Here is a 13495-nt window from a genome sequence, read left to right as displayed (position 1 = left end):
GCAGGAGTCCAGGGTGGGAAAGCGCAATCTGGCCCTGGGCTCCTGCCTGCGCAGGAGCAAGATGGAGCGATTGCCCCGCATATCGCCCCCCGCGCCGTCGACATACCCTATGCCTTCGCGCGCAGGCATGGCGTGGTCATGCTGCCGCTGGAGGGAGAGCGGCTGACCATCGCCGTGCGCGAAGGCAGCGATCCCCGCGTCCTGCTGGAGGTGCGGCGGCATCTGGCGCGCAGCTTCGACGTGCGTTTCGTCGATGCCGCGCAGTTCGACCGGCATTTGTCGGACCATTATGCGATGGAGGGCAGCGCGGCGGCCATGGCGGGATCGCTCGACGTCGGGGCGGACGAGCTGGACATATTGGCCGCCGACATTCCGACCGCCGACGACCTGCTCGACAGCGCGGACGATGCGCCTGCCATCCGCCTTATCAACGGCATCATCGCCGAAGCGGCGCGGCAGGGCGTGTCGGACATTCATATCGAACCTTATGAGACCGGCCTGCTCGTGCGGATGCGCGTCGACGGCGTGTTGCGCGAAACCTTGCGGATGCCGCCGCATGTCGCGCCGGTCGTCGTCAGCCGCATCAAGGTGATGGCCCGCCTCGACATAGCCGAGCGGCGCGTGCCGCAGGACGGGCGGATCGGGCTGACGCTGGGCGGCAAGCTGCTCGACGTGCGCGTGTCGACCCTGCCGAGCCGGGCGGGAGAGCGGGTGGTGCTGCGCATTCTCGACAAGGAGAATGCGGGCATGAACCTCGACCTGCTGGGCATGGCCGGGGCGGCGGACAGGATTTTCCGGGAGGGGTTGCAGGAACCCAATGGCATCATCCTGGTCACCGGACCAACGGGATCGGGCAAGACGACGACGCTCTATGCGGGGCTGCGACAACTTAACGACGGCACGCGCAATATCCTGACCGTCGAAGACCCGGTCGAATATGCGATCGAGGGCGTCGGGCAGACGCAGGTGAACGCCAAGGTCGGCCTGACCTTCGCGGCGGGCCTGCGGGCGATCCTGCGACAAGACCCCGATGTGGTGATGGTCGGCGAAATCCGCGACCGGGAGACGGCTGAAATCGCCGTGCAGGCGTCCCTGACGGGGCATCTGGTGCTGTCCACCGTCCACACCAACGATGCCGTGGGCGCGATCACGCGGATGCGCGACATGCGGGTGGAACCATTCCTGCTCGCCTCCACCCTGCGCGCCGTGATCGCGCAGCGGCTGGTGCGGCGGCTGTGCCAGCATTGCCGGGAGCCGGTGCAGGCGGACAAGTCCGCCAGCGCCCTGCTGGGCTTCGATCCGGGCACGATCATCTATCGGGCGCGGGGATGCGAGGCATGCAACGGCACCGGCTACAAGGGCCGCATCGGCGTGTTCGAGGCGATCCGGGTGGACGACACCATCCGCCGCCTGATCAACGACGGCGGCGATGAATCATTGGTGGCGCGCCATGCTTTCCTGAACGCCCCCAATCTGGGTTCGGCGGCGCGCGCGCTGGTGCGGGACGGCCAGACCACGGCGGAAGAGGCGATCCGCGTGTCCCGGCGCGACGCGGGCGAGGTGGAAACGATCCCGGATGGCTGAGTTCGACTATATCGCCATCGACCCCGCCGGGCGCGAGCGCAAGGGCGCGATCAAGGCCGAAACGGTCGAGGATGCGCGGGCGAAGCTGGATGCGCGCAAGCTGTTCATCGTGCGGATCGAGCCGGGCGCGGTGGAGACGGCGCGCAGGCGGGCAGGGCTGTCGCTGCGCGCCCCGCGCCTTTCGGCCAAGGAACTGACGCTGTTCACCCGGCAGTTGTCGACGCTGATCCAGGTCAGTCCGCTGGAGGAGTCGCTGCGCACCATCGGGCGTCAAAGCGAGCAGGCGCATGTGCGGGCCATTGTCGGCAAGGTGCATTCTGGCGTGCTGGAGGGGCGGCGGCTGGCCGATGCCCTGGGCGCCGAGCCGAGGAGCTTCCCGCCGCTATACCGCGCGATGATCTCGGCGGGCGAGAGTTCGGGCAGCCTGCCCACGATCATGGAGCGCCTGTCCGACCTCATGGAACGGCAGGCGGTGATCCGGTCGAAGGTGCTGACCGCCATCGCCTATCCTTCCGTGCTTGCCGCCTTTGCGGTGTGCGTGGTCGCGGCGCTGATGATCTTCGTCGTCCCCAAGGTGGTGGAGCAGTTCGACACGGTGGGCCAGCAACTGCCGCTGCTCACCCGCATGGTGATGGGGATTTCGGCCTTTCTGGCGGGCTATTGGTGGCTGCTGGCGATCCTGCTGGGGGTGGCTGGCTTCGGCTTTTGGCGGGCATTGAAAATCGAGAGCTTCCGCTATCGTTTCGATGCGACGCTGCTGCGCTTGCCCTTGCTGGGACGACTGATCCGCGACCTGCATGCGGCGCGGATGGCGCGGACGCTCTCGACCATGGTGGCCAGCCGTCTGCCTTTGATGGAGGGGCTGTCGCTGACCACCCAGACCGTCCATAACCGGGTGCTGCGCCAGGCGTCGGAGGAGATCGTGGAGGCCATTCGCGGCGGCGGCAGCCTGTCGGCGGCGCTGCGGCGAGCGGGGGTGTTTCCCCCCTTGCTGGTCTATCTGGCGGCGAGCGGAGAGAGCGCCGGGCGGCTGGACAGCATGCTGGAGCGGGCGGCGGACTATCTGGAGCGGGAATTCGACAGCTTCACCTCCGCCGCGCTGGCCATGCTGGAGCCGGCGATCATCATCTTGATGGGCGGCATCGTCGCGGTCATCATCCTGTCCATCCTGTTGCCGATCCTGCAATTGCAGAGCCTTACCGGGGCCTGAGGAGTGTTTATGCCCGATTTGAAGAGGTTGAAGTGCGCCGTGCTCCTGCGAAGGCAGGAGCAGGATGGCGCAATGGGCGAACACGGCTTCATGTCCTTGAAGCGTTCCGCCGAACACGGCTTCACGCCCGTGAGGCGTTCCGCCGAACACGGCTTCACGCCCGTGAGGCGTTCCGCCGAACACGGCTTCACGCTGGTCGAACTGATGGTCGTGATCGTCATCATCGGCCTGCTGGCGACGATCGTGGCGATCAACGTCATTCCGGCCACGGACACGGCGCGGGTGGAAAAGGCCAGGGCCGACATCGCCACCATCGAACAGGCGCTGGAGCAATATCGGCTCGACAACCTGACCTATCCCTCCGCGACGGACGGGCTGCAGGCGCTGATCAGCCCGCCGGCCTCGCTCGCCCAGCCGCAGCGTTACCGGCGCGGGGGTTATATCAAGAAGCTGCCGAACGATCCCTGGGGCAGGCCCTACAGCTATGTCGTGCCGGGACGAAAGGGCGCGTTCGACATCGGTTCGCTGGGCGCGGACGGGCAGCCGGGTGGCGACAATGAAAATGCCGACATCTATTCCAGCGAGCTTTGATCGTTTCCGCCCCTCGTTCGGCGGAGGCGGGAAGGGAAAGGCCTGCCGTTTATCGACTTCGTTCGAAACGAAGGGGCAGACGGGCTTCACATTGATCGAGCTGATGGTCGTGCTGACGATCATCGGCTTCATTTCGGCTGCGGTCGTGCTGGCGATCCCCGATCCGCGCGGGCGCGTGATAGAGGATGCCGACCGCTTCGCCGCGCGCCTGGCCGCGGCGCGCGACGAAGCGGTCGTCACGGCGCGTCCCATGGGGGTGTGGGTATCGGCTTCCGGCTATGGCTTTCAACGCCGCGACGGCGGGCAATGGGTGGGGCTGGAGGATAAGCCCTTCGCCACCGCTGACTGGAAATCGGGGACGCGAGCGCTGGTCAGCAAGGACGGACGGCAGCAGATCGGTTTCGACGGGACGGGCTTGCCGACCGATCCGATGACCGTGACCCTTGCCCGCGAGGGGGAACGGGTCTCGATTTCGGTCGACATGGCCGGAAAGGTCGTTGTCGGTGGGTAGGATGCGCCTCATGCTGTCACGTTGCCGCAAGGCGCGTGGGAAGGAGCACGGCTTTACCCTCCTCGAAATGCTGGTCGCGCTGGCAGTGTTCAGCCTTGCCGCGCTGGCGCTGGTGCGCTTGCAGGGCGTGACCCTGCACACCGCCGCCGACCTCGACAGCAAGGCGATGGGCCAGATCGTCGCGCGCAACCTGATGGTGGAGGTGCAGACCGACCCCGCGCCGCCTTCGCTTGGTTCTCAAGAGGGCGACATCGACAATGGCGGGCGGCGCTGGCACTGGACGCGGGAAGTCAAGGCGACGGACGACAAGCGCCTGTTGCAGGTCGACCTGACCGTCGACGGGCAGGCGGGTTCCTCCCCCGTGGTGCTGAGTTTCGTGCGGGTGGTGCAATGACAAGGGCGCGCTCCGCCCAGCAGGGCTTCACCCTGGTCGAACTGCTCGTAGCCCTGGCGATCTTCGCCATGCTGGCGGCGGCGGGCGTGCTGCTGCTGGGCAACGGCGTGTCGGCGCAGGCGCAGATCAAGCTGCGGCTGGACGACATGGCCGCCGTGCAGCGGGCGAGCGGCGCTCTGGCGGCCGATCTGGGGCAGGCGGTGCCGCGCATCAGCCGCACCGAAGCGGGTACGCTGGCGCCCGCCTTCTGGTCGCATCGGGAGGGGGAGAGCCTGCCCGTCCTCCAGTTCGTGCGCGGCGGGTGGGACAATCTGGGCGACCTGCCGCGGCCCTCCCTCCAGAAAGTCGAATATTGGGTGCGGCAGGGGCGGCTGGAGCGGCGCACCTATGCGCAGGTCGACGGCGCGGCGGGCGACGAGCCGGCCGCGCTGCTCACCGGGGTCGAGGATGTCGCGCTGCGCTTCCGCGACGCTGGCGGGGAGTGGCGCGACCAATGGGCGCCGACCCAGCCCGACCTGATGCCCCGCGCCGTGGAGATGATAGTGACGCGGACCGGGGAGCCGCCGGTGACGCTGCGCTTCCTGGTGGGGCCGGGGCCGGCGGAAAGGCCGGAAGGGGCGCCGGCCAATGGCTGACCCGCGCAAGCCGGGTGAGCGCGGCGCTGCGCTGCTCACCGTGCTGCTGCTGGTGGCGGTGATGGCTGTGGTCGCCTCCACCGCGCTGGAGCGGCTGGCGCTGGCCACGCGGATGACCGGCAATGGCGGCGCGGTCGACCAGGCGCGCGCCTTTGCCGATGCCGGAACGGAGATCGCCCGGTTGCGCATAGGCGACCTGGTGGCGGCCAGTCCGGGCAAGACGACGCTGGCGGGCAACTGGATGGGCACGCCCCAGGCCATATCCGTGCCGGGCGGCGTGGCCACGGCGCGGGTGACGGACGCGGGCAATTGCTTCAACCTCAACAGCGTGGTCGCGGGCGAGACAGAGGCTGACCTGAAGGTGCGTCCGGTGGGCGTGTCGCAGTTCCAGGCGCTGTTGCAGGCGCTGGGAGTCGATGCGCGGCAGGCGCAAGTGGCGGCGGCGTCGCTGGCCGACTGGATCGACACGGATGGCGCGCCCCAGCCCGGCGGCGCGGAGGACGAGACCTATGCGCGGGCGCCGCGGCCCTATCGCGCGGCCAACCGCTTCATGGTCGACGCCAGCGAATTGCGGGCGGTCAACGGGGCGACGCCGGCCATTTACGGGCTGGTGCGGCCATGGGTCTGCGCCCTGCCGACCGCCGACCTGTCGCCCATCAACATCAATACGCTGCTGCCCGATCAGGCGCCGCTTTTCGCCATGCTGATGCAGGGGCAGCTGAGCGTCGCGCAGGCGCGGCAATTGCTGGCGCAGCGCCCGGCGGATGGCTACGGCAGCACGGTGGAATTCTGGCGCGCGCCGTCGCTGGCGGGGCTCAGTCCGCTGGAGGAGGCGGCGCGGCAGGTCAAGTTGACGACGGGATTTTTCGAAGTGGAAGTGTCGGTGGATGTCGGGGGAACGCAGGTGGTCGAACGAGCGCTGATCGATGCGCGGCAAAGTCCGGCCACGCTGATACGCCGCAATTGGGGGACCGGCGCGTGAGCGAGGGATTGATCGTCGTCCTGCCGGAACGGCCGGGCGCGGAGCCGTTGTGGACGCGGGTGGCGAACGGCGCCGTGGTGCGGAAGGGGGCGGGGACGAACTGGCTGGCGGCCTGCGGCCTGACGGCGCTGCCGGAGGATATGACGGTGATGCTGGTGCCGCCGGCGGCGCTGGTGACGCTGCACCAGGGCGCCTATCCCGACCTGCCGGCGCGGCAGGGCAGGGCGGCGGCGCGGCTCGCGGCCATGGCGAGCGGGATCGCGCCGGCGGACCAGCTTTTCGCCGCGGCGGACGAGAATGACGATCCGGCGCGGCCGCATTGCGTCGCCGTGGCGGCGCGGGCGGACATGCAGCACTGGCTGCTCTGGGCGCAGCATCATGGTCTGGATCCCGACATCATCGTGCCTGCCCCGCTGCTGTTGCCCGAACCGCAGGAGGGGTTCGAGCGCGGCGTGATCGGCGGCGAAGCGGTGCTGCGGGGGCCCGATCTGGCGCTGGCGGGCGACCTGGCCCTGCCGGAACTGGTCGGCGATGCCGTGGTGCGGGACGTTCCCGCAGGGCAGATCGATGCGCGGGCGATCGCCGCGCTGGACCGGCCGCCGCTCGACCTGCGGCAGGGCGACTTCGCCAAGCGGGTGCGGCGGTCCTTCGACAAGCGGACCATGGCTCGCATCGCGCTGTGGAGCGCCCTCATCCTGCTCGTCAGCCTGTCCATCGCCCTGGTCGGCCTTGCCAAACGGCATTTCGCGGCGCGCGGGCTGGACGCGGAAAGCCTGGCCCTGGCGCGGCAGGTGGTGCCGGGGGCGAACGACCTCCTCCAGGCGGAGGTGGAGATGGACCGCCGGCTCGCCGCGCGAGGGGCGGGCGGCTATGCCTTCACCGCGCCCGTTTCCGGCCTGTTGAGCGCGATGCAGGACGTGCCGGGCGTATCGCTGACGGCGCTGTCGCGCGATCCGGACGGGATGATCCGCGCCACGCTGGCGGCGGCGAAGGGGGATGACATCAACAGCGTGCTGCTGGCGTTGCAGGCGGCGGGCTTCACGATCACGGCGACGCCTTCGCAGGATCCCGGCGGGCGGATGCTGGCGGACATCACGGTGCGGTCATGATGGAACGGTTGCAGGCATTATGGGGCGAACGAAGCCCCCGCGAACAATGGATGCTGGGCGTGATGTTCGCGCTGCTGGCGGTGGTGATCCTGTGGCTGGGCGTGGCGCGGCCGCTGGACGCGGCGCAGCGTTCGGCAGGGGACGCGTTGCGGGAGGCGACGGACCGCAACGCCGCGATCCGCGCCAAGGTGACGCTGCTGAAATCCCTGCCGCGCACGACGGCGACGGTCGATGCGGGCGTGCCGCTGGAGCAGTTCATCGGCCAGAGCGCTGGCGAGGCCGGGCTGACGCTGGAACGCGCGCAGGCGCAGGGCGCGGACCGGATCGACATGGCGATGGCCTCCGTCCGGCCGGTCGCGCTGCTGTCATGGCTTGCCGCATTGGAAGGGCAGGGCATCCGGGTCGAAACGATGAGTGCGCGGCCGGCGGCGACGGCGGGCAGCGTATCGGTGCAGGCCGTGCTGGTGCGGGGCGAGCGGTGATGGGGCTTGGCCTTTCGCGACGGACGCGCATCGCGATCATCGCCCTGTTCGCGATGGGCTTCGTCATCTTCCTGCCGATGCGCGTCGCGCTCGGCATGGCGGGTCTGGAGCGGCTGGGCGTGGCGGCGCGGGAGGTGCGCGGCACGGTGTGGAGCGGCGGGATCGACCGGCTGATGCTGGGCACGGTGCCGCTGGGGTCGGTCCATGCCGGCCTGTCGCCCCTGTCGTTGCTGGCGGGACGGGCGCGGTTCGACATCTGGCGCCGCAACGGCGCGGCGGACGATCTGGGCGGCGCGCTGACCGTCGGCTTCGGGCGCATGGGTATCGACGATGTGACGGGCGCGGTGCCGCTGGGCCGGACCTTCGCGCCGCTGCCGCTCAGCAGCCTTGTGATGGAAGATGTGTCGGCCTGGTTCTCCGGCGACCGCTGCGGCCATGCAGAGGGGCGGGTGCGGGCGCGAATGGCGGGGCAGTTTCCGGGCCTCAATCTGTCGCAGGGCCTTTCGGGCCTGGCCAGTTGCGACGGTGAAACGCTGCTGTTGCCGCTGGTCAGCCAGTCGGGACTGGAAAAGCTCGATCTGCGCATCTGGCGATCGGGTCGCTATCAGGCGGAAATGCGGGTGGAAACCGCCGACGCCACCCTGGGCGAGGCATTGGCCAGGGCGGGCTTTGCAGAAGCCGGGGGCGCGCGCGTGCTGAAGATCGAAGGGACGCTGTGATCCAGGCCCTTCCCGCCCTGCTGGGCGCGACAGCCGGAGCCATAGCCGGGAGCTTCCTGGCCACGATCATCCTGCGCTGGCCCAGGGGCCGGAGCGTGCTGCGCGGCCGGTCGGCCTGCGACGGCTGCGGGCGCGTGCTTGGCGCAGTCGATCTGGTGCCGATGCTGAGCGCGCTGATTCAGCGGGGGCGGTGCCGGACCTGCGGTGCGCCCATCGATCCGCTGCATGGACGGGTGGAGGCGGGATGCGCGATCATCGGCGCGCTTGCGCTGGGGTTTGCGCCCGATCCGGGCGGGGTTGGATGGGCTCTGCTGGGCTGGCTGCTCCTGACGCTGGCGGTGCTCGACAGGCGGCATTTCTGGCTGCCCGACGCGCTGACCCTGCCATTGGCCTTTCTGGGCTTCACCATGGGGCCTTGGGCCACCGAAGCGACGATGGCGGATCGGGCGATCGGCGCGCTGGCCGGCTACCTCGCGCTGCTGCTGATCGCGTTCGGCTATCGGCGGACGCGGGGGCGGGACGGGCTGGGCCTGGGCGACGCCAAGCTGCTGGGCGCGCTCGGCGCCTGGTTCGGCTGGCAGGCCTTGCCCTTCATCCTGCTGCTGGCGGCGAGCGTGGGGCTGCTGTCGGTCGTCGCCGTCATGGCGACGGGCAGGCGGGTCGATGGCACGACGCGGGTGCCGCTGGGCGCCTTCCTCGCCATCGCCGCAGTGCCGGGATGGTGGCTCGCCACGATCCTCACCGGCGGCGGCGGATGACGCGGCCAGAGAAATTTCACGATGCGGTGAAACCCCGTTGACCCATCAGCCCGCTCTGCTTATAGCGCCGCCTCACCGCAGGGCATGGCCCGGCGGACGGCCCATGGGGCGGAGTAGCTCAGCTGGTTAGAGCAGCGGAATCATAATCCGCGTGTCGGGGGTTCAAGTCCCTCCTCCGCTACCATCCTTTCCGGCATGTTAGGCATAGGCGGATTTTCCGCTTGCATTCGTTCCTTCCTGTTGCACTAATGTTGCAATGCACAACTAGCCGAATGCCGGCTGAGGGAGGATCGACACTTTGCCCTTCCACGAAATGTTTGAGCCGGACGGTTCGATACGCCCCTGTTACGCGGAAGTGCAGAACTGGGTGGAGCGGACGGGCATTGCCGGGCTCAATCGTCGGATGGATGAGGCGGAGGCGATCTTCCGGCGCATCGGCATCACCTTCGCCGTCTATGGCGAGGGCGGCGATCCGGAACGGCTGATCCCCTTCGACCTGCTGCCGCGCATCTTCACCGGCCAGGAATGGCGCGTGCTGGACAAGGGCATCCGCCAGCGGGCGCGCGCGCTCAACGCCTTCCTGCACGACGTCTATCATCGCGGCGAAATCGTGAAGGCGGGGATCATGCCCGCCGACATCATCTACCGGAACAGCGCCTATCTGGCCGAAATGGCTGACTTCACCCCGCCGGGGAAGGTCTACAGCCATATCGTCGGCATCGACATCGTCCGCACCGGGCCGACCCGGTTCGAGGTGCTGGAGGATAATTGCCGCACCCCTTCCGGCGTCTCCTACATGCTCGAAAATCGCGAGATCATGACCCGCATGTTCCCGGAACTGTTCGCGCAGGGGGTGGTGGCGCCGGTTGACGATTATCCGGCGGAATTGCTGAAGAGCCTGAAGGAAGTCGCCCCCCCGGCCTGCAAGGGCGATCCCGTGGTGGTGGTGCTGACGCCCGGCTCGCTCAACAGCGCCTATTACGAACACAGCTTCCTGGCCGACCTGATGGGCGTGGAACTGGTCGAACCGGCGGACCTGTTCGTGGACGATGACAGGGTGTGGATGAAGACCACGCTGGGTCCGAAGGCGGTCGACGTCATCTACCGCCGCATCGACGACGAATATATCGACCCGCTGGTGTTCCGGCCCGACAGCCTGCTGGGCGTGCCCGGCATCTTCAACGTCTATCGCAATGGCGGGGTGACGCTGGCCTCCGCGCCGGGATCGGGCATTGCGGACGACAAGGCCGTGTACATCTACGTGCCGGAAATGATCCGCTTCTACCTCGGCGAGCAGCCGATCCTGGACAATATCCAGACCTGGCAATGCGGCAAGCCCGACGAATGCGCCTATGTGCTGGAAAATCTCCACGATCTGGTGGCGAAGGAAGTCCATGGATCGGGCGGCTATGGCATGCTGATCGGGCCGAAATCGACCAAGGACGAGATCGCCGCCTATGCCGACCGCATCCGGGCCAATCCCGGCGAATTCATCGCCCAGCCGACCTTGGACCTGTCGACCGTCCCCACGCTCGGCCCGGCGGCGGTGGTCGGGCGCCACGCGGATTTCCGTCCCTATTGCCTGGTGGGCAAGCAGATCAGGCTGGTGCCCGGCGGCCTCACCCGCGTGGCGCTGACCGAAGGATCGCTCGTCGTGAACTCCAGCCAGGGCGGCGGGGTGAAGGACACCTGGGTTTTGCAGGATTGATGATCGTGGACCTGTCCCTTTTCCTTATTCATCATCCCAGCGAAAACTGGGATTTCGTGAGGCTATGCCGTGCCTTCTCGCCTGAGATCTCAGCTTTTGCCGGGATGACGGAGGCCCGCCCATGCTGAGCCGCACCGCCGAAAATCTCTTCTGGATGGCGCGCTACATGGAGCGTGCCGAGGCCACGGCGCGCCTGCTGACCATGGGCCAGCGCATGGCGATCCTGCCCGGCGCGCATCATCGCGATGAATGGCGATCGGTGGTGCGGGCCACCGGCGCGCTCAACCATTTCCCCGAAGGCGCCCAGGTGACGGAGAGCGACGCCATCGCTTTCCTGATGCTCGACCTCGACAATCCCTCCTCCATCCGTTCCAGCCTGCTGAAGGCCCGCGCCAACGCCAAGTCGGCCCGCACCATGCTGACGCAGGACATGTGGGAGGCGCTGAACGAGGGTTGGCGCAAGCTCGACAGCTACGACGTGGCCGAAGCGCGGCAGCAGCTTCCCGCGCTGATCGACTGGGTGAAGACGCGGGTGATGACCTTCCGCGGCGCGGCTCATTCCGGCCAGCTCCGCAATGAGGGGCATGATTTCCTGCGCGCCGGATCGGCGCTGGAGCGGGCGCAGATGACGCTGCGCCTGTTGGACATCAAATATTATGTGCTGCTGCCGGAGACCGAGGTGGTGGGCGGCAATCGCGACCATTATCAATGGACGTCGGTGCTGTACGCTCTGTCGGGCGCGCGGGCGTTCCATCATGTCTATGGCGGCACCTACACGCCCTGGCAGATCACGGATTTCCTGATGCTGAACCGCCTGTTCCCGCGCAGCGTCGCCTATTGCTACGACCAGCTTGCCTATCGGTTGAACCGCCTGGCGGGGTGGCACGATGCGCGGGCCGCCTGCCACGATACCGTGCGCGAAATGGTGGCCGACCTGGAGAAGCTGGACAGCGGCGAAATCTTCCGCGCGGGGTTGCACGAAACGGTCCAGAACGGCCTGATGAGCACCAACCGGCTGGGCGTGGAGATCGCCCAGGCCTATCATTTCGGATGAGGGGGAGGGGACGCGGTGAAACTGCTCGTCCGTCACCAGACCATCTATCGTTATGAGGCCGCCGCCGGGCGGGTGGCGATGCGGCTGAAGCTGATGCCGGTCGACACGCCCAGCCAGAAGGTGCTGGACTGGCAGGTCAGCGTCAATGGCGAGCCGCTGGTCGGCTTCCGCCCCAACAGCTATGGCGAGATGGAGGCGATCTGGGTCCGGCACGACCGCACCGACAATGCCGTGATCGTCGCCGAAGGACTGGTCGAGACGCAGGAGAGCCATGGCGTGCTCGGCTGGCTGGGCTGCCCGGTGAACCCGCGCTATTTCCTGCGGGATACGCGGCTGACCCAGGCGTCGCCGGAAATCCGGGCGATGGCGTTGGCCCTTCCCGACGAAGACGGGCCGCTGGCCCGGCTGCACGCCCTGTCGACCGCCGTCAGCGATGCCGTGGCCTATCGCGCGGGCGTGACGAGCGCTGACACCACGGCGGCGGAGGCCTTCGCGCTGGGCGCCGGGGTCTGCCAGGACCATGCGCAGGTGTTCATCGCCGGGGCGCGGGCCATGGGCATTCCGGCGCGCTACGTGTCCGGCTATCTGCTGGCCGATGAGGGCGACGTGCTGCACGAAACCCATGGCTGGGCGGAGGCGTTGGTGCCCGAACTGGGATGGGTGGGTTTCGACCCCTCCAACCGCGTCTGCGTGACAGAGCGCTACCTGCGCCTCGCTTGCGGGCTGGACGCGGATGAGGCCGCGCCGATACGCGGTTCCGTGACCGTGGCGGGCGATATCTGGATTGACGCGGACGTCCGGATCGCGCAGGCGGAGGACGGGGTGGAGGAGCGGCAGCTCCAGCGGCAGCAGCAACAGGGCGCGCAGACCACCACGCAGGGTTGAACGACGATAGGAGCCCTTGGGGCCATGACTTATTGTGTGGCGGTGCGCGTGGACCAGGGGCTGGTCATGCTGTCCGACACCCGCACCAATGCGGGGATGGATAATATCGCCCGCTTCCGCAAGAGCTTCACCTACAGCGTGCCGGGCGAGCGGGCGATCACCATGATGTGCTCCGGCAATCTGTCGATCACCCAGGGGGTGAAGGCGATGCTGGGCCGGGCCATCAAGGATTCGGCGCTCGACCTGGATGTGGAGACGATCCTCAACTGTCCCACCATGCATCGCGTCGCGCAGATCGTGGGAGAGGCGATGTGCACCATGCAGGGCCGCTATCGCAGCACCATAGAAATGCAGGGGGCGGCGGCGGACGCCTCCATCCTGATCGCCGGCCAGCGCAGGGGTGGCAAGCCGCGCCTCTACCTCATCTATTCGGCCGGCAATTTCATCGAGGCGACGGAGGACACGCCCTTCTTCCAGATCGGCGAGCATAAATATGGCAAGCCTATCCTCGATCGCATCATCAAGCGCGAAACCAGCCTGGAGGATGCGACCAAGGCGGTGCTGGTGTCGATGGATTCGACGCTTCGCTCCAACCTGTCGGTGGGGATGCCGCTGGACCTGACGGTGATCGAGCGGGACGCCTTCGACTTCCGCGTGCGGACCCGGATCGAGGCGGATAATGAGGAGTTCCAGCTTCTCTCCCACAGTTGGTCGGCCGCGCTGCGCAAGGGTTTCGAGGATTTGCCCAACGTCCTCGATTAAATAGCCCCACCAGCCCCTTTCCGCCATCCCAGCGAAAGCTGGGATCTCAGGCCATAGGCCACAGCATAGCCGCACTAGATCCCAGCCTATGCTGGGATGACGACAGCGGGG

Annotated in this window: 15 protein-coding genes and 1 tRNA gene; all 16 read left to right on the top strand. The window is 67.9% G+C overall.

The window, feature by feature from the left end:
* Window positions 1–42: 42 nt before the first annotated feature.
* The 16 genes from gspE (at window position 43) to Sj15T_RS08160 (ending at window position 13384) form a co-directional block, all read left to right on the top strand.
* Window positions 43–1584: a type II secretion system ATPase GspE gene (gene gspE / locus Sj15T_RS08235; protein ID WP_049775164.1), complete on the top strand. Its 1542-nt coding sequence runs from the start codon at window positions 43–45 to the stop codon at window positions 1582–1584.
* A complete protein-coding gene (gene gspF, locus Sj15T_RS08230) occupies window positions 1577–2794 on the top strand; it encodes a type II secretion system inner membrane protein GspF (protein ID WP_013040584.1) in 1218 nt (405 codons plus the stop codon). The genes gspE and gspF overlap by 8 nt, the downstream gene beginning before the upstream one ends.
* Before the next feature lie 72 nt (window positions 2795–2866).
* On the top strand, window positions 2867–3385 hold the full coding sequence (gene gspG / locus Sj15T_RS08225; RefSeq protein ID WP_013040583.1) for a type II secretion system major pseudopilin GspG: 519 nt from the start codon (window positions 2867–2869) through the stop codon (window positions 3383–3385).
* A gap of 103 nt (window positions 3386–3488) precedes the next feature.
* The gene (locus Sj15T_RS08220) at window positions 3489–3896 is read left to right on the top strand and encodes a GspH/FimT family pseudopilin (protein WP_049775162.1); all 408 of its coding nucleotides are present in this window, start codon (window positions 3489–3491) and stop codon (window positions 3894–3896) included.
* A gap of 10 nt (window positions 3897–3906) precedes the next feature.
* Entirely contained in the window at window positions 3907–4290 is a 384-nt protein-coding gene (gspI, locus tag Sj15T_RS08215) for a type II secretion system minor pseudopilin GspI (protein WP_013040581.1), read from the top strand.
* Window positions 4287–4925: a type II secretion system minor pseudopilin GspJ gene (gspJ, locus tag Sj15T_RS08210; RefSeq protein ID WP_007688415.1), complete on the top strand. Its 639-nt coding sequence runs from the start codon at window positions 4287–4289 to the stop codon at window positions 4923–4925. The genes gspI and gspJ overlap by 4 nt, the downstream gene beginning before the upstream one ends.
* Complete coding sequence (gene gspK, locus Sj15T_RS08205) at window positions 4918–5907, top strand: type II secretion system minor pseudopilin GspK (RefSeq protein WP_013040580.1); 990 nt, start codon at window positions 4918–4920, stop codon at window positions 5905–5907. The genes gspJ and gspK overlap by 8 nt, the downstream gene beginning before the upstream one ends.
* Window positions 5904–7016, top strand: coding sequence for a type II secretion system protein GspL (gene gspL, locus Sj15T_RS08200; protein WP_013040579.1), 1113 nt, complete (start codon window positions 5904–5906; stop codon window positions 7014–7016). The genes gspK and gspL overlap by 4 nt, the downstream gene beginning before the upstream one ends.
* Complete coding sequence (locus Sj15T_RS08195) at window positions 7013–7498, top strand: type II secretion system protein M (RefSeq protein ID WP_013040578.1); 486 nt, start codon at window positions 7013–7015, stop codon at window positions 7496–7498. Before gspL ends, Sj15T_RS08195 begins: the two co-directional genes overlap by 4 nt.
* On the top strand, window positions 7498–8217 hold the full coding sequence (gene gspN / locus Sj15T_RS08190; protein ID WP_013040577.1) for a type II secretion system protein N: 720 nt from the start codon (window positions 7498–7500) through the stop codon (window positions 8215–8217). The genes Sj15T_RS08195 and gspN overlap by 1 nt, the downstream gene beginning before the upstream one ends.
* On the top strand, window positions 8214–8975 hold the full coding sequence (locus Sj15T_RS08185; protein ID WP_013040576.1) for an A24 family peptidase: 762 nt from the start codon (window positions 8214–8216) through the stop codon (window positions 8973–8975). Before gspN ends, Sj15T_RS08185 begins: the two co-directional genes overlap by 4 nt.
* A 107-nt stretch (window positions 8976–9082) precedes the next feature.
* Window positions 9083–9159, top strand: a tRNA-Met gene (locus Sj15T_RS08180).
* Between the two features lie 114 nt (window positions 9160–9273).
* Window positions 9274–10683 carry a circularly permuted type 2 ATP-grasp protein gene (locus tag Sj15T_RS08175; protein WP_013040574.1) on the top strand — a complete coding sequence of 470 codons (1410 nt, stop codon included), beginning with the start codon at window positions 9274–9276 and terminating at the stop codon, window positions 10681–10683.
* A 121-nt stretch (window positions 10684–10804) separates the two neighbouring features.
* A complete protein-coding gene (locus tag Sj15T_RS08170) occupies window positions 10805–11737 on the top strand; it encodes an alpha-E domain-containing protein (protein WP_013040573.1) in 933 nt (310 codons plus the stop codon).
* Between the two features lie 15 nt (window positions 11738–11752).
* Window positions 11753–12622, top strand: a complete 870-nt coding sequence (locus tag Sj15T_RS08165; protein ID WP_013040572.1) for a transglutaminase family protein — start codon at window positions 11753–11755, stop codon at window positions 12620–12622.
* A 24-nt stretch (window positions 12623–12646) separates the two neighbouring features.
* Window positions 12647–13384, top strand: a complete 738-nt coding sequence (locus Sj15T_RS08160; protein ID WP_007688235.1) for a peptidase — start codon at window positions 12647–12649, stop codon at window positions 13382–13384.
* The last annotated feature ends 111 nt before the right edge of the window (window positions 13385–13495 follow it).

The sequence above is a fragment of the Sphingobium sp. TA15 genome (assembly GCF_037101235.1).
Lineage (GTDB): Bacteria > Pseudomonadota > Alphaproteobacteria > Sphingomonadales > Sphingomonadaceae > Sphingobium > Sphingobium indicum.
This window is presented reverse-complemented; position numbering and strand designations above follow the sequence as displayed.

What these genes read in the sequence shown, in the direction of transcription:
- gspF (WP_013040584.1), top strand. Translation starts at nt 1,577, where the DNA reads ATGGCTGAGTTCGACTATATCGCCATCGACCCCGCCGGGCGCGAGCGC.
- gspG (WP_013040583.1), top strand. Translation starts at nt 2,867, where the DNA reads ATGGGCGAACACGGCTTCATGTCCTTGAAGCGTTCCGCCGAACACGGC.
- Sj15T_RS08220 (WP_049775162.1), top strand. Translation starts at nt 3,489, where the DNA reads ATGGTCGTGCTGACGATCATCGGCTTCATTTCGGCTGCGGTCGTGCTG.
- gspI (WP_013040581.1), top strand. Translation starts at nt 3,907, where the DNA reads ATGCTGTCACGTTGCCGCAAGGCGCGTGGGAAGGAGCACGGCTTTACC.
- gspJ (WP_007688415.1), top strand. Translation starts at nt 4,287, where the DNA reads ATGACAAGGGCGCGCTCCGCCCAGCAGGGCTTCACCCTGGTCGAACTG.
- gspK (WP_013040580.1), top strand. Translation starts at nt 4,918, where the DNA reads ATGGCTGACCCGCGCAAGCCGGGTGAGCGCGGCGCTGCGCTGCTCACC.
- Sj15T_RS08195 (WP_013040578.1), top strand. Translation starts at nt 7,013, where the DNA reads ATGATGGAACGGTTGCAGGCATTATGGGGCGAACGAAGCCCCCGCGAA.
- gspN (WP_013040577.1), top strand. Translation starts at nt 7,498, where the DNA reads ATGGGGCTTGGCCTTTCGCGACGGACGCGCATCGCGATCATCGCCCTG.
- Sj15T_RS08170 (WP_013040573.1), top strand. Translation starts at nt 10,805, where the DNA reads ATGCTGAGCCGCACCGCCGAAAATCTCTTCTGGATGGCGCGCTACATG.
- Sj15T_RS08160 (WP_007688235.1), top strand. Translation starts at nt 12,647, where the DNA reads ATGACTTATTGTGTGGCGGTGCGCGTGGACCAGGGGCTGGTCATGCTG.